This is a genomic window from Pseudomonas sp. IT-P74, from assembly GCF_949768175.1.
Lineage (GTDB): Bacteria > Pseudomonadota > Gammaproteobacteria > Pseudomonadales > Pseudomonadaceae > Aquipseudomonas.
Genome location: NZ_CATKQD010000066.1, coordinates 108,796 through 129,157, shown reverse-complemented (window position 1 = coordinate 129,157; position 20,362 = coordinate 108,796). Strand labels below are relative to the sequence as shown.

The window sequence follows — 20,362 nt, the reverse complement described above, 5'->3', positions numbered from 1 at the left end:
TAACAAACCGACGACTGTTCCTACCTTGAACAGCGACCGTGCCTCCACCCACATCCCTGGGTTCTCGACCATAATAATTCGCTCCACTGGAGCACATGACAGTCAGGGATAACCGCATGACGACCAGCACGAGCTACAGCGACTCTACACCTGCGCAACCGACGAACTCCGCCACCCGCGTGGCCACCGCAAGCTTCATCGGCACCGCCATCGAGTTCTACGACTTCTACGTCTACGCCACCGCCGCCGCGCTGGTGATCGGTCCGGTGTTCTTTCCGCAGACATCCGGCACCGCCCAGATGCTTTCTGCGTTTCTCACGTTCGGCATCGCCTTCCTTGCGCGCCCCCTGGGTTCGGCCCTTTTCGGTCACTTCGGCGACCGTATCGGCCGCAAGTCGACCCTGGTCGCCTCGCTGCTGCTGATGGGCGTCTGTACCACGCTGATCGGCGTGCTGCCGGGATACGACAGCATTGGCGCCTGGGCACCGATCCTGCTTTGCGTCCTGCGCTTCGGCCAGGGCCTTGGATTGGGCGGTGAATGGGGTGGCGCGGCATTGCTGGCCACGGAGAACGCGCCCAAAGGCAAGCGTGCGTGGTTCGGCATGTTCCCGCAGCTGGGTCCATCCATCGGTTTTCTGGCGGCCAATGGCCTGTACCTGACTTTGGCCGTGGCACTGGACGACGAACAGTTCCGCTCATGGGGCTGGCGTATTCCGTTCCTGCTCAGCGCCGCACTGGTGATGGTCGGCCTGTACGTTCGCCTCAAGCTGCATGAGACCCCGGTATTCGCCAACGCCATGGCGCGCCAGGAACGCGTGAAGATCCCGCTGTTCGAGCTGTTCGGCCAATACTGGTTGCCCGTCTTGCTGGGCGCCGGCGCGATGGTCGTGTGCTACGCGCTGTTTTACATCTCCACGGTATTTTCCCTGAGTTACGGCGTGGCAACGCTCGGCTACAGCCGCGAAACCTTCCTCGGCCTGCTGTGCTTCGCGGTGCTGTTCATGGCTGCCGCCACCCCGCTGTCGGCCTGGGCCAGCGACCGTTACGGGCGCAAACCGGTGCTGATCATCGGCGGTGTGCTGGCGATCCTGTCCGGTTTCCTCATGGAGCCACTGCTGACCCAAGGTTCGACCTGGGGTGTGGCGCTGTTCCTGTGCATCGAACTGTTTCTGATGGGCGTGACGTTTGCGCCGATGGGTGCGCTGTTGCCGGAGCTGTTCCCCACACACGTGCGCTACACCGGCGCCTCGGCGGCCTACAACCTGGGCGGTATCGTCGGTGCTTCGGCGGCACCGTTCTTCGCGCAGAAGCTGGTTGCGATGGGGGGTTTGAGTTATGTCGGCGGGTACGTGTCCGGGGCAGCGGTGTTGAGTTTGATTGCCGTGCTGTGCCTGAAAGAAACTCGACATAACGATTTGAATCGCGTCGCCTGACAGATTGCTATCGCGAGCAGGCTCGCTCCCACAGGGAGATGTATCCCTGTGGGTCGATTTGTCACAACTTTTCCCCCACCCATTGTCACCTCGCTCTACGCGCATCGGCTCATCCCCGCTATACTTCCCGGCTTTTCCTGAATAAATGCCAATAGGGTCCCGCCGCGCATGGATAAGACCTACCAGCCGCACGCCATTGAAACTTCCTGGTACAACACCTGGGAGTCAGAGAATTACTTCGCCCCGCAAGGCGCGGGCGAGTCCTACACCATCATGATCCCGCCGCCGAACGTCACCGGCAGCCTGCACATGGGTCACGGCTTTAACAACGCGATCATGGACGCCCTGATCCGTTTCCGCCGCATGCAGGGTCGCAACACCCTGTGGCAGCCGGGTACCGACCACGCCGGTATCGCCACGCAGATGCTGGTAGAGCGTCAGCTCGAAGCCAAGGGCCAGAGCCGCCATGACCTGGGCCGCGAGAAATTCCTCGAGAAAGTCTGGGAATGGAAAGATGAGTCCGGTGGCAACATCAGCCGCCAGATCCGTCGCCTCGGTTCGTCCGTAGATTGGAGCCGCGAGCGTTTCACCATGGACGACGGCCTCTCGGAAGCCGTTAAAGAAGCTTTCGTACGCCTGCACGAAGACGGCCTGATCTACCGTGGCAAGCGCCTGGTCAACTGGGACACCAAGCTGCACACGGCGATTTCCGACCTCGAAGTGGAGAACCACGACGAGAAAGGTTTCCTGTGGAACCTGAAATACCCGCTGGCCGACGGCGCCAAGACTGCTGAAGGCAACGATTTCCTGATCGTCGCGACCACTCGCCCGGAAACCATGCTCGGCGACTCCGCCGTGGCCGTTAACCCGAACGATGAACGCTACAAAGCCCTGATCGGCCAATTTGTCGAGCTGCCACTGGTTGGCCGCCGCATCCCGATCATCGCCGACGATTACTGCGACCCCGAATTCGGCACCGGCTGCGTGAAAATCACTCCGGCCCACGACTTCAACGACTATGAAGTCGGCAAGCGTCACAACCTGCCGCTGCTGAACATCTTCGACAAGAACGCCGCCGTTCTTCCAGCGTGCCAGGTGTTCAACCTCGACGGCACGCTGAACGAAAGCATCGACGGCAAGATCCCGGCCGAATACGCCGGTCTCGACCGCTTCGAAGCGCGCAAGCAGATCGTGGCCGCGTTCGACTCTATCGGCCTGCTGGTCAGCGTTGACGATCACGCCCTGAAAGTACCGAAAGGCGACCGCTCCGGCACTGTCATCGAGCCTTGGCTGACCGACCAGTGGTACGTGTCCACCAAACCTTTGGCCGAGCCTGCGATCGCCGCCGTTGAAGACGGTCGTATCCAGTTCGTGCCGAAACAGTACGAAAACATGTACTTCTCGTGGATGCGCGACATCCAGGACTGGTGCATCAGCCGTCAGCTGTGGTGGGGCCACCGGATTCCGGCCTGGTACGACGAATCGGGCAAGGTCTATGTCGGTCGCGACGAGGCCGAAGTGCGCGCCAGGCACAACCTCGGCCCGGACGTTGCGCTGCAACAGGACAACGACGTTCTCGACACCTGGTTCAGCTCGGGCCTGTGGACCTTCTCCACCCTTGGCTGGCCGGAAAAAACCGAGTTCCTGAAGAAATTCCACTCCACCGACGTCCTGGTGACCGGCTTCGACATCATTTTCTTCTGGGTTGCCCGGATGATCATGCTCACCATGCATTTGGTGAAAAACGAAGACGGCACGCCGCAGGTTCCGTTCAAGACCGTGTATGTGCACGGCCTGGTGCGTGACGGCCAGGGCCAGAAGATGTCCAAGTCCAAGGGCAACGTCCTGGACCCGCTGGACATCATCGACGGCATCGAACTCGAAGCCCTGGTGCAGAAACGCACCTCCGGCATGATGCAGCCGAAACTGGCGAAGAAGATCGAAAAGCAGACCCGCGACGAGTTCGCCGAAGGCATCGCCAGCTACGGCACCGACGCCCTGCGCTTCACCTTCTGCTCGCTGGCGTCCACCGGCCGCGACATCAAGTTCGACATGGGTCGCGTCGAAGGCTATCGCAACTTCTGCAACAAAATCTGGAACGCGGCGCGCTACGTGCTGGACAAGGGCGAAGACTGCGGCCAGAACGGCGAAGCCTACGAGTTGTCGCTGGCTGACCGCTGGATCATCTCGCAGCTGCAACGCACTGAAGCCGAAGTGACCCGCCAACTCGATCAGTTCCGTTTCGACCTGGCCGCACAGGCCTTGTACGAGTTCATCTGGAACCAGTATTGCGACTGGTACCTGGAACTGTCCAAGCCTGTGCTGTGGGACGAAAACGCACCGGTCGAACGCCAGCGCGGCACCCGTCGCACCCTGGTGCGCGTACTGGAAGTCGCCCTGCGCCTGGCGCACCCGTTCATGCCGTTCATCACCGAAGAAATCTGGCAGCGCATCGCGCCGCTGGCCGGCATCGATGGCAAGACGATCATGCTGCAACCCTGGCCAGTGGCCAACGAAACGCGCATCGATCAGGCGGCCGAAGATGACATCGAATGGCTCAAGGGCCTGATGCTCGGCACTCGCAACATCCGTGGCGAAATGAACATCGGCCCGGGCAAACCCCTGCCGCTGTTCCTGAAGAACGTCAGCGCCGAGGATCAGCGTCGCCTGACCGAGAACGAAGCCCTGCTGAAGAAGCTGGCGCGCCTCGAATCGATCACCGTACTGGCTGCCGGCGAAGAAGCACCGCTGTCCGCCACCGCGCTGGTCGGTGAGATGGAAGTGCTGGTGCCAATGGCCGGCCTGATCGACAAAGGTGCGGAACTGGCGCGTCTGGACAAGGAAATCCAGCGTCTGCAAGGTGAAGTGCAACGAGTCGGCGGCAAGCTGTCCAACGCCGGTTTCGTTGACAAGGCCCCAGCCGAAGTCATCGAGAAAGAACGCGCCAAACTGGCCGAGGCCGAACAGGCCCTGGGCAAGCTGGCCGAGCAGCATGCGCGGATTGCCAGCCTGTAACGGCAGATCGCGATGAAAGAGGGAGGCCAACAATGGTCTCCCTTTTTTATGCCTTTCACTTTCCTGCATCCAATGCAGATCCCCTGTGGGAGCGAGCCTGCTCGCGATGGCGGTGTATCAATCACCGATGATGGCGACTGACCCACCGCATTCGCGAGCAGGCTCGCCCCCACATTTGATCGGTGTTGCCCCACAGATGTGGGACAATGCCCACCACTTTCAGCCATACCCGAATCGACCACCGCCATGACCGCCCCCCGCTCCCCCAAGCCTGCGCGCAAAAAGCCTGCCCCGAAGACTCCGGCCACGGCCGTCGCCCCGAAGGAAAAGGCCAGCCTGCACCCGCGCAATCGCCATCAGGGTCGCTACGACTTTCCGACGCTGATCAAAAGCGCCCCGGAACTGAAGAAGTTCGTGATCATCAATCCGTACGGCAAGGAAAGCATCGACTTCGCCAGCCCGGAAGCCGTGCGGGTGTTCAATCGGGCGCTGCTCAAGTCATTCTATGGCATCGCTCACTGGGACATTCCGGCCGACTACCTGTGCCCACCGGTGCCAGGCCGTGCCGATTACGTGCACTTCCTCGCCGATCTGCTGGCCAGCAGCAATGACGGTGTGATTCCCCGTGGCGCCTGCGTGAAGGTGCTGGACATCGGAATGGGCGCCAACTGCGTGTATCCGCTGATCGGTTACAGCGACTATCGCTGGCAGTTCCTCGGTTCCGATATCGATGCGACCGCCATCGCCGCGGCGAAGGCCATCATTCAGTCCAATGGCCTGAACAAAGCGATCCAGGTACGCCAGCAGAGCAACCCCAAGCAGATCCTCACAGGCTTGCTGGAGAGCACTGAGCGCTTTGACCTGACCATGTGCAACCCGCCATTCCACGCCTCGCTGGACGAGGCTACGCGGGGTAGTACGCGCAAATGGCGCGCCTTGGGCAAAGCCGATCCGAAACGCAAGCTGCCGGTGTTGAACTTTGGCGGGCAAGCGGCGGAATTGTGGTGTGAGGGCGGGGAGGTGCGTTTCGTCACGCAACTGATCAGCGAGAGCGCGCACGTGGCACAACAGGTGCTGTGGTTCAGTACGCTGGTGTCGAAGGCGTCGAACCTGCCAGCGATCCAGACGGCCTTGAGCAAGGCTGGCGCACTGGACATTCAGGTGGTGGAAATGGGCCAGGGCCAAAAGCAGAGCCGCTTCGTCGCCTGGACCTTCCAGACCAAAGCGCAGCAACAGGCCTGGCGTGAGCGTTGGGCGCTCAAAAACTGAGTTAAATCAATTGTGGGAGCGAGCCTGCTCGCGAAAGCGCTGTGTCAGTCGAATTCGATGGTACTGACACACCGTATTCGCGAGCAGGCTCGCTCCCACAATGGTTGCAGGTTGTTTGCGATAAATCGCAGACACAAAAAAACCGTGCCTGGATCGCTCCGGTGCACGGTTTTTTCTTAACAAGTCTTACTTGTTAACAGCGTCGGTCAGGCCTTTGGCCACAACCAGCTTGATCACTTTCTTGGCAGCGATTTCGATGGCAGCGCCAGTCGAAGGGTTACGGCCAGTACGGGCAGGACGCTCAGTCACTTTCAGTTTGCCGATACCTGGCAGAGTGATTTCGCCGCCGTTTTCCAGCTGATCGGCAACGATTTGGCCCAGTTGGTCCAGAGCGTTACGCGCGGTGGTTTTCGGCGCGTCGATAGCTTCAGCGATGTCGGCGATCAGTTGGTCTTTAGTAAGAGCCATTTAGTGTTCCTTCCCTATCAAATTCATATGGATTGCAGAGTGCAATGTCAGCCATCGAGCCCGATCTTCTGGATCTGGCACCCTCGGCCAAATAACCTCGGGATCGGGGTTATAGATACCGAAATCAGGGTTTGGTTCGACCTGACAAATGCTGACTGCACGCTTAACGCAGTGACTTCGCGCAAGACCGGGCAAAGCTAGCACACAGACGTGGAAATATCCGCCTCTAGCTACCCATTTGGTCAGCTTTATTGCGCTAAAACAGGAAAAAAACGCATAAGCGCCGTCGGTCGCCCGTCAATTGCCCTTCGCACCGCGCCAAAACCAGTGGTTGCGGTACACTGGGCGCTTTTTCGGGGGAGCACGCCCTCCTCTCTTCATTCAGCCGAGAAGCCCATGCCGATCCGTCATTGCATCGTCCACCTGATCGACAAAAAACCCGACGGCACACCCGCAGTTCTCCACGCCCGTGACTCTGAACTGGCGGAGTCCGCGGCCATCGAGAACATGCTCGCCGACCTCAACGAAAGCTATAACGCCAAACAGGGTAAAGCCTGGGGCCTGTTCCATCCGGAATCCGGCGCGTTTCCGTTCAGCGGCTGGCTGAAGGAGTACCTCGAGGGCGGCCAGGATTTCACTGCATTCAGCCGTGTGGCGGTCGAGCATCTGCAAAAGCTGATGGAAGAATCGAACCTGTCGGTCGGCGGCCATGTGCTGTTCGCGCACTATCAACAAGGCATGACCGACTATTTGGCCATCGCCCTGCTGCACCACAGCGAAGGCGTGGCCGTGACCGACGAACTGGACGTAACCCCGTCCCGCCACCTCGACCTTGGTCAGTTGCACCTGGCCGCGCGGATCAACGTTTCCGAGTGGCAGAACAACAAACAATCCAAGCAATACATTTCGTTCATCAAAGGCAAGAACGGCAAAAAGGTTTCGGAGTATTTCCGCGACTTCATTGGTTGCCAGGAAGGCGTCGACGGTCCGGGTGAAACCCGCACGTTGCTCAAGGCCTTCAGTGATTTCGTTGAAAGCGAAGATCTGCCGGAAGACGACGCCCGCGAGAAGACCAAGACCCTGGTGGATTACGCCAGCAGCCAGGCCAAACTCGGTGAGCCAATGGGCCTGGAAGAGTTGTCGGGGCTGATCGACGAAGAGCGCCCGAAGGCCTTCTACGATCACATCCGCAACAAGGATTACGGCCTCTCGCCGGAAATCCCGGCCGATAAACGCACCCTGAACCAGTTCCGCCGATTCACTGGCCGCGCCGAAGGCCTGTCGATCAGTTTCGAAGCCCACTTGCTGGGCTCGAAGATCGAGTACGACGAAGAAGCCGGCACGTTGATCATAAAGGGCCTGCCCACTTCGCTCACCGATCAGCTGAAGCGTCGCAACTGATGCTCGGCGGCGTACTGAAGAAATTCCTGCTGATCCTGCTGGTGGTCGTGGCCTATCAGAACTGGGGCAAGATCGAGCGGGTGTTCAACCCATCGCAAGTGCTGCCGGAGCAGACCCAGGCCAAGGCCAACGTCGTGCTCTACGCCACCGAGTGGTGTGGTTACTGCAAGCTGACCCGGCGCTTCCTCGATCAGAAAGGCATTCCATACAAGGAGTTCGATATCGAGAAGGATGCCGTCGCGCGCGGGGACTATCAGGCGCTGGGCGGTGGCGGCATTCCGATCATCGATGTGAACGGGACGCTGATTCGCGGGTATGACCCGGATGCGATTCTGGCGGCGTTGAAGTAACTCTGTAGGAGCGAGCTCGCGATGAGGCCAACACAGCCAACAATTTTGTTGAATGTCAGTCCGCCATCGCGAGCAAGCTCGCTCCCACAAGGTTTTTGTCAGCTGGCTTCGATCCGGAAACCAAACCGCGGGAAGTGCACATGCACCACCCCGCCACGCTCGTCCTCTCGCCGTACAATCAGCTCCTCGCGGCCGGCAAACAGCAACTCCCCCGCCACCGGATCCACGCCGTAGTCCGTGGCGGCGATCACTACCTGCTGCCCCGCCTTGAATCCATTGGGATCGACAAACTGCTCATCCGGCAAGGCCGCTGGCGTGGACGTACGCACCACTGCCAGAGCCTCCTCGGAACTCATCTCGCTGGATGCACCATGACCGAAGCCCAATACCCGCGCATGCCATGCATTGACTGCCGGATAAGCTTCGACCAGCGGAGCCGTCACCGGCGTGGCCTTGAGGAACCAGAGGCAATGAGCCAGGGCGAAGTCGGCAATCGACGGCTCACCGAACAGGAAATCCCCCTCTTCGCGCTGCAGTTGCAACTCCAGGCGCGACATGATCGTTGGCCACTGATGCTTCGCCTGTTCGGTAGACAATTTTGTCGCGCTACCACCACTGAACAAACCGGCGCGGTCGGCCAGAAACGCCTTGATCGCTTCCGGCGACAAATTGCCAAAGCGCACCGCGATCGACTCCGGCTGGAACACCAGGCTCACCGCATGCTGGAACACCACCGAATCAGCCCAGGCGGCAAACGATGCGGTGATCATTTCCTGACCTTCCGGGAAGAACGCCGGCAAGGCTTTCTCCTGCTCCAGTCGCCGGGCAATCAATGCCGTGTCGCAATAGATATCGGCACCGACCTGCAACACCGGTGTCTTGCGGTAGCCACCGGTCAACGCCGTGAGATCCGGTTTGGGCATTACTGGCGAAATCTTCACCGAACGCCAGGACAAACCCTTGAAACCCAGCAGCAGGCGGGCCTTCTCGGCAAAAGGGGACGTCGGGTAATGATGCAGAATCAACTCGGACATGCTCGGCTCCGCCGCAAGGATCAGGAGCCAGCAGCTTAGCGCGCAATCACCTGGCAGCCTACAGATCTGCCTGATGGGAACTGATCAGTCAGAGTGATAGGCCAGGGGCTGCGCTCGCTGCGCTCGCCACCAGGCATTCCTTGGCGCTCTTCTTGAGTTTTTTGATCAGCCGCTCCTGACGCAACGCATCGCTTTTGTCGCGACAGCGCTCGGTGTAGACCAGGGCCATGGCAGGACTGGAAAGAAAGAATCGCGCGCCCTTGCCGCTTTGATGCTTGGCGAAGCGACGCACGGGATCATCGCTGATCCCACAATAGAGCGAACCGTTGGCCGCGCGAACGAGGTAGACGAACCAGGTTTTGCTCGTGGGGGTGTCGGCGTCGACAGGGCTTTCGCTTAGGGTGGTCACGTAACGATCAGGGCTTGAAGGGAAACAAGCCGCGATCTTATCAGCGACTGGCCTGGAATGCCTTCAGCCCCTTCAAGGCCTGTGAGCGAACAGCGTTGCGAACAAGTGGCGTCCAGCCCAGCAGCAGGCCTTTGAAACCCAGGGCCTGGCGCGACCATGCCCACAGGTCGAAACTGTCGTGATGCTCGCAGATCTTGCCATCGCGAAAGACAAAGCGTGCCTGGATGTCATTGACCACGGTATTGCCGGTCTGACTGAACAGATAGGTCGCGACCCAATGGGCGCTACCGGTACGATCATCGGCGCGGACGTTGTCGAATGTCAGGGAGAAATCCTTGGCACGGGTGGCGAGCATCCGCCACATGTCGCCGGCATCCCGGCCACGCAGTTCACCGAACGCCGGATCACTGAATACCACGTCATCGGTATAACAGGCGTTCATGGCCTCGGCATCCAGCCGCTGAAACGCTTGATAGAACCGGGTAATCAATGCGCTGTTGGCGTCACTCATGCACAAGCTCCGTAAAATCGAGAATGCCTGCACGATAATCCGTAAATGCGCTGAACACTATTGGCATTCGCCACGCAAATATCGGGACTGCCTATCTACCACAGGCCTAGAGCGACATTCCGTTGTCACGGGCATAGGAGAAAAGATCGACATCCGTAGAGAGGCCCAGCCTGAGCATGGCCATGTTTTTTTGCTTGCTGATGGTTGAGACGCTGCGTTTGAAGTGGCTGGCGATTTCGCTGACGGTCATGCCGCTGGCCAGCATCCGGACCACTTCATGCTCTTTGGCCGACAACCGCGACTCGCGCAACGGGTTGCTCGTATTTGCCAACATCGTGCGCAAGCGCTCACTGAGGTAGCGTCGTCCGTTACTCACAGCGCTGATTGCCAGGAGCAGTTCGTTTGCCGAGTCGTCTTTGGTGACGATTCCGGACACCCTTTGAGCCAATGCCGCCCTCGCCGTCGTCGCACTGCTGAACATCGTCACCAAAATGATCGGCAGTTTCGGGTAGCGTCGTTGAATCGTACTCAGCATTTTCAGACCATCGGCATGCTGCCCGCCTGGCATGGCAAAATCGGTAATCAGCAAATCACAGGGCGTTTCTGCGAGCAGGTTCATCAGGCTGTCCGTACCATCAGCCTCTCCCACAATTTCACATTGCCGGCTGGCACTGATGAGCATCCGCAGACCGATGCGAACGACGCAATGGTCATCAGCAATTACGACTCGCACTGTGGGAAACCTCCTATTTGTGGCTGGAAGAGTCGGAAAATAGCGTTGTTCTCCACCCTCCACAACACCCTGAAAAACCCTCGTTTTTACTCTCCTCAATGTATTCAAGGGCCAGGGCTTTTTACCTGTCAAACAACAGAAATAACCTACATCGTTTCGCGCGAAAGGCTACAGAGCTGGACTAACTCCTGAGCGTCTTCCGAAAGAATACTTTTTTCTCGCAACACTCTTTCATACAGACAGTCGCCCCTTTTCGTATTTGTTGCATTCCTCCCAAACACCCTTCTCGCTAAGTTGTGCCTATCGAGCAGCCTGTCTGCACCGGCGTTGTGCCGGACCCAGCGTCACCTCATCCAACCTTTATTCAAGAACGAGTGAATACATGAACAAGACACTGACGACCCTAGGCACTGCATTACTCTTTAGCGTGACTTCGTTCGCTTACGGTAGCTCCAGCACCGACTTGACTGTCACGGGCGTGATTACACCGGCTGCCTGTACACCGAGCCTGTCCGGTGGTGGTGTTGTGGATTATGGAAAAATCTCTTCAAAGGACCTGAATCCGGACACCCACACCCAGTTTCAAGACAGAACCGTCCAACTGACCGTGAGCTGCGACGCACCTGTGAAGTTTGCAATTGTTCCCGTCGACAACAGAGCCGGCACCTCGTCTACTGCCGGTGCCTTCGGGTTAGGCCTGATCAACGGCAACGAAAAGCTCGGACGTTATTTTTTGCACTACGTGAATCCGGTCGCAAATGTTCCTTCGTTGGCGATTCAGTCTCAGGACAACGGCCAAACCTGGTTTGAACCTGATGACTCCGCACTGAAACCTGACAACCTGCTTTCATTCGGCAGCAGTAACGCGGGCGTCACGGCGCCCCACGATGTTCAGGATGTCATTGTGGACATTTTGCTCTTGACCGCCATAGCTCCAACCAGCGGCCTTACGCTGACCGACGAACAGAAAATCGACGGTTCGGCAACCCTGCAAATCACCTACCTGTAATTTGATAGCGTCTTCGGGCAACGGCTGACTCCAGCCGTTGCCCGTGCTCTGAAGGGTTCCCGCCAAAGTCCTCGCTTCTGCCTTTCGCGCTATCGGTGATTCCCGAGTACGGCCCATGTCAGCGATCTTTTTTCGTGACCATCAATAAGGCACGTCATGACGATGTTTTTAAAATTCGCACGCCATTTGATCCCCCTCGGTGTCGGTGCACTTGCATGGTTCCCGCCCCATCTGGCTCAAGCCGACGGCATGGTTCCCGACACCTCCGTGGTGATCGTCAACGAGGCCAACGGTGAGGCATCCGTATCCGTGACCAATACCGATGACAGCCTGGTATTGCTGCACGTCACCCTTGAAAACATTCCAGAAGACACCGAGCCTCTGGTGTTCGTGACGCCACCGCTGGCACGGGTTGAACCGTCCAGGACCCAGTTGATCCGCTTCATCCTGCAATCGGAAAAGCCCCTGCTCACCCAGCGGTTGAAACGCGTGATCTTTGAAGGCATCCCCCAAGGCAAGCCCGTTGCCGAGGCCGGGCATGCCCGAGTGGGTGTAACGGTGCGCCAGAACCTGCCCGTCATCCTTCACCCGGCCGGCCTGGCGCCTAACCGCACACCGTGGACCGACCTGCGATGGTCGCTGCAAGATGGCCAACTGACCGTGAGCAACCAGACACCTTACGTCGTACGCCTGGCTCAGGAACTACAGATGCTGCCTTCCGGGGACCGCGCACTGCTACCGCGAACCTACCTGTTGCCCGGTGACCGGATCGGCGTGTCGGTGCCAGCAAGAACCGCCACCCAGGTACGCTTTCAACCGGCGACCGTCTACGGCTTTGCAGTGCCGCCCTACGACGCCCCGATCCCCCCTTAGAACCGGAACACCGATAGCCCCAACCGGGAAAAGCGGGCGCTGATGTTCCAACGCGAACCTGATGCCGTAGTGGTTCAGGCCAGCGCAAAGGTCAACCCAAATGAACCCCATGAACACTGTATTGAAATACCGTGGTGGCGAAGCCATGCCTGCTTTCAGGCGTGCCGACACTCGTCCTCGACTGCCGCCTCTGCGCACCGGCGTGGTGTTGCTGATGACCAACACGCTGATGGTGCTCGATGCCCGCGCCGAAGATCCCGGCAGTGCTTCGTTGCTGACCTCGTTCGACCAGAAGACGCTGCTCCAGCGCGGTATCGATCCGGCGCTGGCGACCCAGCTGCTGAACGCCCCGCGATTCACCGCCGGCCGCCATCCGATCACACTCACAGTTAATGGTCAGCGCCAGGGACGCGTAGACGTTACGTTCAACAATGAGGGCGACTTGTGCTTTGACCATGCCTTGCTTGATGCGGCAAACCTGAGCGAGCCCACCGCTCCCACCAACGACCCTCGTTGTTTTGACGTTCTCGGCACTTGGCCGCAAACACTGATCGAACAGGACCCCGCCAATCTCGGTCTGTCATTGATCGTGCCCACGGACGCCATGCGTGCGAAGGTTCGGGACTTCTCGGGTTATCAAACCGGTGGCGTCGCCGGGTTGCTCAACTATGACGTCAACAGCCTTTACAGCCAATACGGTGACCAATCGAATCGCTACCTGACGGCCAATACCGAAGTCGGTTTCAATGCCGGCGACTGGATCGTCCGCAGCCGCCAGGTGCAGACCTGGCACAATGATGTGTCCCGCACCAGCCACCTGGCGGCGTACGCCCAACGAACCTTCACCGGTCATCAAGCAGTGCTTCAGGCCGGTCAGATCAACCTCTATAACCCGGTACTGGCCACTGCGCAGATTACCGGCGTGCAGCTGATGACCGAGCAGGCGCTGCAGACCGAAAGCCAAGGCAGGCCCATCGAAGGCATTGCCCAGGGCCAGGCCCGGATCGAAATTCGGCAGAACGGGTCGCTGATCCACTCGACCGTGGTGCCCGCCGGCCCCTTCTCCCTGAGCAACGTTCAGCGTCTCGACAGCCGTTCCGATGTCGAAGTCGTGGTCAAGGAAACCACTGGCAGCGAGCAGCGCTTTACCGTCCCGGCGTCTCTGCTCGGGATGGACCTCCCGGCGTCCGGCTTTTCGCTGACTGCCGGCCAGCTACGTCACCTCGGCGATTCACAGACCAACGATCCCTGGCTGATCAGCGGGAGCTGGAGCGGGGCATTGAATCCGCACGTCATGCTCAGCACGGGCGCCACGGGTTCCGCCGATTATCGTGCAATGGCCGCAGGCGTGGGCTTGCTGCCCTGGACCGATACGCAGCTGCAGACAAGTCTGCAAACCTCCGAAGTCAGTTCCGGTCACCCCGAAAAAGGCATTCAGGCCGATTTGAACCTTTCGCATCGCTTGGGTGAGCAATGGTCGATGAATGCCGGGATGTCCCATCGAACCTTCGGTTATCGCGAACTGTCGCAAGCGATGCTCGAAACCGAGTCGCCGCGCAACCGGTCCCGTTATCGCGATCAACAAAACCTGGGGCTGTCGTGGTCGCCTCCCGGGACTGGTGCACTCAGCGCCAGCCTCAGCCGCTCAACGTCCTTCGACGGACAAAGCAGCAGCCGCGCCATGGCATCCTGGGGCACCCTCATCGGCGGTGTATCGGTCTCTGCCACGGTGCAATGGCAAGTCAGCGGCACCCGGAACATCGATGACAGTGCCTATCTGAACCTCAGCATTCCTTTGGGTGAAAACCGTCGGGGGCGAACCTGGGTTCGCAGCTCTGCCGGCGAACATCGCAGCGGTGTGGGTTTGAACGAACAACTCAACGATCACTTGAGTTACCGGGTCGGCGTTGAGCATGACAGTCGCGACAGACAAGTGCAGTCTTCCGCCGGTGTTTCTATCCTGCCACGCTACAGCCAACTGGACGTAAGCTACACCCGCACTGATGCCGAGCGCCCCAGTTACCAGGTGGGAGCACGCGGTGGGGCGGTGTTGCATGGCGATGGCCTGACGCTGTCGCCTTATCCCGTGCGCGATACCTTCGCGTTGCTGTCGGTAGGCGATGCCGCCGCCATCAAAGTCTCCACCCCCAGCGGCCCGGTGTGGACCGATTGGCAAGGTCGAGCCGTGGTTCCACACGTGACGGCCTATGGCCGCAACCCGGTGGAAGTCGAAACCCGCTCGCTGCCGCGCAATCTCGATATCAACAACGGTCTGGCGGTGATATCCGCCGGGCGCGGCGCCGTCGACAAGGTCGAGTTCGGGGTCATCCAGACTCGCCGCGCCTTGCTCAAAGTCACCCAGGACAACGGCGCATTGCTGCCCCGTGGCGCGACGGTGAACACTGGCGATGGCGAGTTCGTCACGCTTGTACAGGAAGGCGGGCTGGTATTTCTGCCCAATGTCCTGGCGACTCCCACCCTGTGGATAACCGCACCTGGCCTGGGCCGGTGTGAGTTGCACTTCGAGCTGCCGGCCAAGGCCGACTCCCAGGCGTACTTCGAAACCGCCCTCGCCCAATGCCGCACGCCATAAGGATGACTGCATGAAACTGTCCGCACCTTTGATGCTGACCTTCGCCACCCTGACGCTGGGCGTGCTCATGCCTGATGCCCGGGCGTTCGCCGATGAATGCCGGCTGAGCCTGAGCCAGTCGGTACTTGATTACGGTTCGATGCAAAGGGCGATTCGCACTCCCGAACTCCAGGAGCAAACCTTGGGTGAGCGTCGCGTGAGCTTGAACCTGAACTGCCCGCAACCCGCCGACATGAGTGTGTTCTATCGCGCCATCGCTGCGACCGCAGAGCGCTTTCGGCTCGCCGACCACGGCAGCTATACCGTGCACATCAGTGATGCGGTGCTAGATGGACAATCGGTGGACCTGGGTTTGATTTCCACTGCCGGCCAAGCACCGCAGTCCACAGCCTCAGGCCTGCCTTGGCGACCTGGGCAGGCCATCGTTCCAATGCGCAGTGGCGCCGCCGTGCAAGGGCAAAACCTGTCAGCCCAACTTCAACTGACAGCCTGGACACAGGCGCAGGTGTCGCAGCTGCGTGACGCCGCTGTCTGGGAAACCTCCGGGTTGTTCGAGCCGGTCGCCGCGGGGCGCTCCGCGGAGATAACCCTGCGTGCACGTTTTGCGCCCGCCGCCTGTCACGTGAAACTGTCCAATGGCGGTCGGGTGGATTTCGGTCGGATGTCGAAAAACGATCTTGATCGCGACAACAGCACTCGCCTGCCACCCAAGGGCTTGACACTACAGGTTGGCTGCGATGCACCGACCCCCTTTGCCCTGCTCATGCACGACAACCGCGCAGGCTCGGCCACCGTCAACAGCGAGATTTACTACGGCCTCGGTCTGGACAACAGCAGCAATAAAATCGGCCTGTATTCACTGAACGTCGACCCCACCGATGCCAGCGCCGACGATTTCGCCCGCCTGTACCGAACCGATTCCACCACCGACGGCGCGGCCTGGAGCCGCGCCAGTTCGAACCCGATACCGATGGCTCAGAGAAGTATTCTGGGATTTACCCATAATGCTGGCAGCCTCTCAGGCCCGGTGCCGATCCAGAACTTCACCACGAAGGTAACGGTAGAGGCGGTCATTGCCCCCACTTCGACCCTGGATCTCACCGACAAAGTGATCCTTGATGGTTCAGCGACACTGGAAGTCCTGTATTTGTAGCGCTTGACCGCTTTTAAGTTCTCTCGCTGACCACCTGCACATACAGCGCTCGCCCGGCTCCGAGGCCGGCGATGATCGCACCGAGGCCAATGACACCGAAAATCCAGCCCACGGCTGCCCAGCCACCGGTCCAGTCATGCACGATACCGACCGCGAACGGCCCCATGGACGCCAAGGTATAACCGAAGCCCTGGGCCATGCTCGACAGATTTGCCGCAACGTGGGAGTCCCGCGAGCGCAGCACGATCAGGGTCAAGGCCAGGCTGAACGTGGCGCCCTGCCCCAACCCCAGCACAATCGCCCAGCCCCACAAGCCATCGATTGGCGCATACAGGCAGCCGAACAAACCGCCGAGGGTCAAGGCCATCACGATCACAATCGCCAGGCGCTGATCCTTGCCGCGTGTCGCCAGCCATGGCGCGGCGAGGGAACTGACGAGTTGAACGATCACCGAGCCCGACAGCACCAGCCCGGCCTGGGTCGGGGTCAGACCGCGCCCGATCAGGATCGACGGCAACCAGCCGAACACGATGTAGGCCAGGGACGATTGCAGGCCCATGTACAAGGTCACTTGCCAGGCCAGCGGATCGCGTAGCAGTCCCCGAACCCGGTAGGCCACGTTGTGCGCGCCGTGTTTCTGGCCGACTTGCGGCAACCAGAACAGCGCGGCCGCCAATGCCGGAATCACCCAGAAGCCGAGGCCCATCGCCCAATTCTTGTCAAAGTGTTCGCTCAACGGCACGGTCGCACCCGCCGCCATCGCCGCGCCCAGGCACAGGGCCATGGTGTAGACACCGGTCATGGTCCCGGCCTGTTTCGGGAAATCGCGCTTGACGATGCCCGGTAGCAACACGCCGATCACGCCGATGCTGGCACCGGCCAGCACACTGCCGGCAAACAGGCCGATCTCACCGAACGAACTGCGCAGGATGATCCCGCCCGCCAGGGTCAGAAGAATGCCCAGCACCACCCGCTCCGCACCAAATCGCCGCGCCAGCACGGGTGCCAACGGCGCAAACAGGCCCAGGCAAAGCACCGGCAACGTGGTCAGCAATCCCGCCGCGGACGCCGACAAACCAAGGGACTTCGAGACCTCGCTGAGCATCGGCGCCATGCTCGACAACGCCGGGCGCAGGTTCAGCGCCACCAGAATCAGGCCCAGCAGCAACAGCCAGGGCCGGCGCAGAACCGGGTGGGTTTGCTGGACCTGTTCGTCATCGGCCTCGGCATCGATCAGCAGCTCCTCCAGCTCGGCCGAACGTTTGGAGGCTGTGGATAACTCACTGCGGTGCATGGACTTCTCGGTTTCAAGGTTCATTGATCAACTGCCTCGACAGGGCCTTGGCCCGTTCCGGGTCGCGTTGCTCGACGGCATCGAGCAACGCGATGTGCAGGTCGAACACTTCCTGACGGCGCGGGACGATGCTCAGGGTCTGGCGCAATTGCGCGCCGATGATGCTGGAGAAATAGCGATACAGCTCGCTGAGGGTCGGGTTGTGCGCGGCGTCCACCAGACGGCGGTGAAACACCAGGTCGCAGGCGATGTAGGTGTCGAGGTCTCCGTGATAGTGGCTGCCGCTGACGCCCAGGGCCTCGCGCAATGCCACCAGGTCTTCATCGGTACGGCGCATGGCTGCCAGGCCGATGGCCTCGACTTCGAGGATGTGCCGGGTTTCCCGGGCCTGCTCAAGGGAACAACGGGACAGCGCCTTCAAGGTATCGAGCGGATCGACCACCGCCCGCAGGTAACTGCCGTCGCCCTGCCGGATCTCGATCAACCCGGAAAACGCCAACACCCGCATGGCTTCGCGCACGGTGTTGCGGCTGATGCCCAGCTCGGCGGACAACTCAGGCTCGGTGGGCAAACGCTGGCCCACGGTCCAGGTGCCCTGATTGATGCGCAGACGCAACTGATCCAGAGCCTGATCGACCAAGGATCGCTTCACCAATGGAGAAATTTCTGACATGGAATTCGCCCTCTCATCCAATCATAGGATGAATTTTCTGGCATGTTAGCCAGCTTCATCCGAGAGAGCAACATGCCCCCTGTAGGAGCGAGCCTGCTCGCGATGGACGTGAACGATAACGCTGGTTTTCAGTTACCCCGCGGCGCTCTCAAGTCCATCGCGAGCAGGCTCGCTCCTACAGGGACGTGGTTTTCCTCACGCAAAAATAAACCCGGAACTCAGTCCGGGTTTATTTCAGTGCCTGGGGTCGATCAATGCAGGATCTGGCTCAGGAACAGCTTGGTGCGATCATTCTGCGGGTTGTCGAAGAAGTCGTTCGGCGCAGCCTGTTCGACGATTTCACCCTTGTCCATGAAGATCACGCGGTTGGCCACGGTGCGGGCGAAGCCCATTTCGTGGGTCACGCAGAGCATGGTCATGCCGTCCTCGGCCAGGCCGATCATGGTGTCCAGTACCTCTTTCACCATCTCCGGGTCAAGTGCCGACGTCGGTTCGTCGAACAGCATGATTTTCGGCTTCATGCACAGCGCACGGGCGATCGCCACACGCTGTTGTTGACCGCCGGACAGTTGCCCCGGGTACTTGTGCGCCTGCTCCGGAATGCGTACGCGCTCCAGATAGTGCATGGCAATTTCCTCGGCCTTGCGCTTGGGCATCTTGCGTACCCACATCGGCGCCAGGGTGCAGTTCTGCAGGATGGTCAGGTGCGGGAACAGGTTGAAGTGCTGAAACACCATGCCGACTTCACGACGGATCGCTTCGATCTGCTTGAGGTCGTTGGTCAGCTCCACGCCATCGACCACGATGCGGCCCTGCTGGTGTTCTTCCAGACGGTTGAGGCAGCGGATGGTGGTGGACTTGCCGGAACCCGACGGCCCGCACAGCACGATACGCTCGCCCTGCTTGACGTTGAGGTTGATGTCCTTGAGTACGTGAAATTGACCGTACCACTTGTTCACGCCCTGCATCTGAATAATGCCTTCAGGGCTCACAGGCTGTTTGATTGCTTCGCTCATCACAAAACTTCCTAAATTAGGTAGCGACTTAGCGCTTGTGGCCAGTGTCGAGCTTGCGTTCCAGATGCATGGAATAGCGCGACATACCAAAACAGAAAATCCAGAACACCAGGGCGGCGAACACGTAGCCTTCGGTGGCCATGCCCAGCCATTTCGGGTCGGCGGCGGCTTGCTTGACGCTGTTGAGCAGGTCGAACAGGCCGATGATGATCACCAGGCTCGTGTCCTTGAACAGCGCGATGAAGGTGTTGACGATGCCGGGGATCACCAGCTTCAGGGCCTGCGGCAGAATCACCAGGCCCATGCTGCGCCAGTAACCCAGGCCCATCGCCGCCGCTGCTTCGTACTGACCTTTTGGAATCGCTTGCAGACCGCCGCGCACCACTTCGGCCACGTAGGCCGACTGGAACAGGATCACGCCGATCAGTGCCCGCAGCAGCTTGTCGAAGTTCATGCCTTCAGGCAGGAACAACGGCAGCATCACCGAGGACATGAACAGCACCGTGATCAACGGCACACCGCGCCAGAATTCGATGAAGGTCACGCAGACCACGCGAATCGCCGGCATGTTCGAACGACGGCCCAGCGCCAGGACGATGCCCAGTGGCAACGCGCCGGCGATACCGACGGTAGCGATCACCAGGGTCAGCATCAGGCCGCCCCACTGGCTGGTCGCCACGGCGTCCAGCCCCAATACGCCGCCATGCAGCAGGCACCAGGCAATGATCGGGTACAGCACCAGGAAGCTCAGCCCGTACACCGCCTTGTGGTGAAAGCGCGAGATGAACAACGGCGCCACGCCGACAATCGCCAGCCACACCGTCAGGTCCACGCGCCAGCGCAGTACCGGCGGATAATAGCCGTACATGAACTGGCCGAAGCGCTGCTGGATGAACACCCAGCAGGCGCCCTCCCTGGTGCAGTCGGCCTGGCTGGTGCCGACCCAGTTGGCGTCAAGGATCGCCCACTGCAGGATCGGCGGTACCACCAGGTAGATGAGGTAGAACGCGAACAGGGTCAGCAGGGTGTTGAGCCAGCTGGAGAACATGTTCGCGCGCATCCACGCCACCGCACCGATGCTGCGGTTCGGTGGCGGCATGTCAGGTTTGAAAGTATGAGTACTCATGC

18 protein-coding genes are annotated in these 20,362 nt (G+C 60.0%); 9 read left to right on the top strand and 9 right to left on the bottom strand.

The annotated features are described in order from the left end of the window. Positions 1-116 precede the first annotated feature (116 nt). The 3 genes from ACM6J5_RS22965 to rlmF all read left to right on the top strand — a co-directional run bounded on the left by ACM6J5_RS22965 (position 117) and on the right by rlmF (position 5,717). A complete protein-coding gene (locus ACM6J5_RS22965; RefSeq protein ID WP_414929399.1) occupies positions 117-1,433 on the top strand; it encodes an MFS transporter in 1,317 nt (438 codons plus the stop codon). Positions 1,434-1,601: 168 nt separating this feature from the next. Further along, positions 1,602-4,448 carry a valine--tRNA ligase gene (locus ACM6J5_RS22960; RefSeq protein WP_150672393.1) on the top strand — a complete coding sequence of 949 codons (2,847 nt, stop codon included), beginning with the start codon at positions 1,602-1,604 and terminating at the stop codon, positions 4,446-4,448. Between the two features lie 246 nt (positions 4,449-4,694). Continuing rightward, positions 4,695-5,717: a 23S rRNA (adenine(1618)-N(6))-methyltransferase RlmF gene (gene rlmF / locus ACM6J5_RS22955; RefSeq protein WP_414929398.1), complete on the top strand. Its 1,023-nt coding sequence runs from the start codon at positions 4,695-4,697 to the stop codon at positions 5,715-5,717. Between the two features lie 186 nt (positions 5,718-5,903). Here the strand turns inward: rlmF and ACM6J5_RS22950 are convergent, their stop codons facing one another. Continuing rightward, positions 5,904-6,185 carry an HU family DNA-binding protein gene (locus ACM6J5_RS22950; protein ID WP_007905514.1) on the bottom strand — a complete coding sequence of 94 codons (282 nt, stop codon included), beginning with the start codon at positions 6,183-6,185 and terminating at the stop codon, positions 5,904-5,906. Between the two features lie 396 nt (positions 6,186-6,581). On the opposite strand from ACM6J5_RS22950, the gene yejK reads away from it, so the two are divergent. Both yejK and ACM6J5_RS22940 read left to right on the top strand, forming a co-directional pair. Continuing rightward, positions 6,582-7,586, top strand: coding sequence for a nucleoid-associated protein YejK (gene yejK / locus ACM6J5_RS22945; RefSeq protein ID WP_008018580.1), 1,005 nt, complete (start codon positions 6,582-6,584; stop codon positions 7,584-7,586). Next, a complete protein-coding gene (locus ACM6J5_RS22940; RefSeq protein ID WP_095943807.1) occupies positions 7,586-7,936 on the top strand; it encodes a glutaredoxin family protein in 351 nt (116 codons plus the stop codon). Before yejK ends, ACM6J5_RS22940 begins: the two co-directional genes overlap by 1 nt. Before the next feature lie 98 nt (positions 7,937-8,034). On the opposite strand, the gene ACM6J5_RS22935 is transcribed toward ACM6J5_RS22940, so the two are convergent. The 4 genes from ACM6J5_RS22935 to ACM6J5_RS22920 all read right to left on the bottom strand — a co-directional run bounded on the left by ACM6J5_RS22935 (position 8,035) and on the right by ACM6J5_RS22920 (position 10,623). Then, positions 8,035-8,970: a glutathione S-transferase family protein gene (locus ACM6J5_RS22935; protein ID WP_414929397.1), complete on the bottom strand. Its 936-nt coding sequence runs from the start codon at positions 8,968-8,970 to the stop codon at positions 8,035-8,037. Between the two features lie 88 nt (positions 8,971-9,058). Further along, positions 9,059-9,379 (bottom strand): GIY-YIG nuclease family protein, encoded by a 321-nt coding sequence (locus ACM6J5_RS22930; RefSeq protein WP_095943805.1) that lies wholly within the window; start codon positions 9,377-9,379, stop codon positions 9,059-9,061. 40 nt (positions 9,380-9,419) lie between these two features. After that, positions 9,420-9,890, bottom strand: a complete 471-nt coding sequence (locus tag ACM6J5_RS22925) for a nuclear transport factor 2 family protein (RefSeq protein WP_095943804.1) — start codon at positions 9,888-9,890, stop codon at positions 9,420-9,422. A gap of 106 nt (positions 9,891-9,996) precedes the next feature. Continuing rightward, positions 9,997-10,623 (bottom strand): response regulator transcription factor, encoded by a 627-nt coding sequence (locus ACM6J5_RS22920; protein WP_095943803.1) that lies wholly within the window; start codon positions 10,621-10,623, stop codon positions 9,997-9,999. A 382-nt stretch (positions 10,624-11,005) separates the two neighbouring features. On the opposite strand from ACM6J5_RS22920, the gene ACM6J5_RS22915 reads away from it, so the two are divergent. The 4 genes from ACM6J5_RS22915 to ACM6J5_RS22900 all read left to right on the top strand — a co-directional run bounded on the left by ACM6J5_RS22915 (position 11,006) and on the right by ACM6J5_RS22900 (position 16,251). Then, positions 11,006-11,632: a DUF1120 domain-containing protein gene (locus tag ACM6J5_RS22915; RefSeq protein ID WP_095943802.1), complete on the top strand. Its 627-nt coding sequence runs from the start codon at positions 11,006-11,008 to the stop codon at positions 11,630-11,632. A gap of 156 nt (positions 11,633-11,788) precedes the next feature. Further along, entirely contained in the window at positions 11,789-12,505 is a 717-nt protein-coding gene (locus ACM6J5_RS22910; protein WP_414929396.1) for a fimbria/pilus chaperone family protein, read from the top strand. Positions 12,506-12,614: 109 nt separating this feature from the next. Then, positions 12,615-15,098, top strand: coding sequence for a fimbria/pilus outer membrane usher protein (locus ACM6J5_RS22905; RefSeq protein ID WP_414929395.1), 2,484 nt, complete (start codon positions 12,615-12,617; stop codon positions 15,096-15,098). Between the two features lie 10 nt (positions 15,099-15,108). Continuing rightward, positions 15,109-16,251 (top strand): DUF1120 domain-containing protein, encoded by a 1,143-nt coding sequence (locus tag ACM6J5_RS22900; RefSeq protein WP_414929394.1) that lies wholly within the window; start codon positions 15,109-15,111, stop codon positions 16,249-16,251. Between the two features lie 13 nt (positions 16,252-16,264). Here the strand turns inward: ACM6J5_RS22900 and ACM6J5_RS22895 are convergent, their stop codons facing one another. The 4 genes from ACM6J5_RS22895 to ACM6J5_RS22880 form a co-directional block, all read right to left on the bottom strand. Beyond that, a complete protein-coding gene (locus tag ACM6J5_RS22895) occupies positions 16,265-17,569 on the bottom strand; it encodes a CynX/NimT family MFS transporter (RefSeq protein ID WP_150672402.1) in 1,305 nt (434 codons plus the stop codon). Then, a complete protein-coding gene (locus ACM6J5_RS22890) occupies positions 17,559-18,218 on the bottom strand; it encodes a FadR/GntR family transcriptional regulator (protein WP_150672403.1) in 660 nt (219 codons plus the stop codon). The genes ACM6J5_RS22895 and ACM6J5_RS22890 overlap by 11 nt, the downstream gene beginning before the upstream one ends. A gap of 251 nt (positions 18,219-18,469) precedes the next feature. Further along, positions 18,470-19,234: an amino acid ABC transporter ATP-binding protein gene (locus ACM6J5_RS22885; RefSeq protein ID WP_003178331.1), complete on the bottom strand. Its 765-nt coding sequence runs from the start codon at positions 19,232-19,234 to the stop codon at positions 18,470-18,472. 28 nt (positions 19,235-19,262) lie between these two features. After that, complete coding sequence (locus tag ACM6J5_RS22880; RefSeq protein ID WP_150672404.1) at positions 19,263-20,360, bottom strand: amino acid ABC transporter permease; 1,098 nt, start codon at positions 20,358-20,360, stop codon at positions 19,263-19,265. Between the last annotated feature and the right edge of the window lie 2 nt (positions 20,361-20,362).

Coding starts and splice junctions, on each gene's coding strand:
- ACM6J5_RS22910 (WP_414929396.1), top strand. CDS start 11,789: ATGACGATGTTTTTAAAATTCGCACGCCATTTGATCCCCCTCGGTGTC.
- ACM6J5_RS22940 (WP_095943807.1), top strand. CDS start 7,586: ATGCTCGGCGGCGTACTGAAGAAATTCCTGCTGATCCTGCTGGTGGTC.
- ACM6J5_RS22925 (WP_095943804.1), bottom strand. CDS start 9,890: ATGAGTGACGCCAACAGCGCATTGATTACCCGGTTCTATCAAGCGTTT.
- ACM6J5_RS22915 (WP_095943802.1), top strand. CDS start 11,006: ATGAACAAGACACTGACGACCCTAGGCACTGCATTACTCTTTAGCGTG.
- ACM6J5_RS22905 (WP_414929395.1), top strand. CDS start 12,615: ATGAACACTGTATTGAAATACCGTGGTGGCGAAGCCATGCCTGCTTTC.
- ACM6J5_RS22900 (WP_414929394.1), top strand. CDS start 15,109: ATGAAACTGTCCGCACCTTTGATGCTGACCTTCGCCACCCTGACGCTG.
- yejK (WP_008018580.1), top strand. CDS start 6,582: ATGCCGATCCGTCATTGCATCGTCCACCTGATCGACAAAAAACCCGAC.
- ACM6J5_RS22950 (WP_007905514.1), bottom strand. CDS start 6,185: ATGGCTCTTACTAAAGACCAACTGATCGCCGACATCGCTGAAGCTATC.
- ACM6J5_RS22935 (WP_414929397.1), bottom strand. CDS start 8,970: ATGTCCGAGTTGATTCTGCATCATTACCCGACGTCCCCTTTTGCCGAG.
- ACM6J5_RS22880 (WP_150672404.1), bottom strand. CDS start 20,360: ATGAGTACTCATACTTTCAAACCTGACATGCCGCCACCGAACCGCAGC.
- ACM6J5_RS22895 (WP_150672402.1), bottom strand. CDS start 17,569: ATGAACCTTGAAACCGAGAAGTCCATGCACCGCAGTGAGTTATCCACA.
- rlmF (WP_414929398.1), top strand. CDS start 4,695: ATGACCGCCCCCCGCTCCCCCAAGCCTGCGCGCAAAAAGCCTGCCCCG.
- ACM6J5_RS22885 (WP_003178331.1), bottom strand. CDS start 19,234: ATGAGCGAAGCAATCAAACAGCCTGTGAGCCCTGAAGGCATTATTCAG.
- ACM6J5_RS22960 (WP_150672393.1), top strand. CDS start 1,602: ATGGATAAGACCTACCAGCCGCACGCCATTGAAACTTCCTGGTACAAC.
- ACM6J5_RS22890 (WP_150672403.1), bottom strand. CDS start 18,218: ATGTCAGAAATTTCTCCATTGGTGAAGCGATCCTTGGTCGATCAGGCT.
- ACM6J5_RS22965 (WP_414929399.1), top strand. CDS start 117: ATGACGACCAGCACGAGCTACAGCGACTCTACACCTGCGCAACCGACG.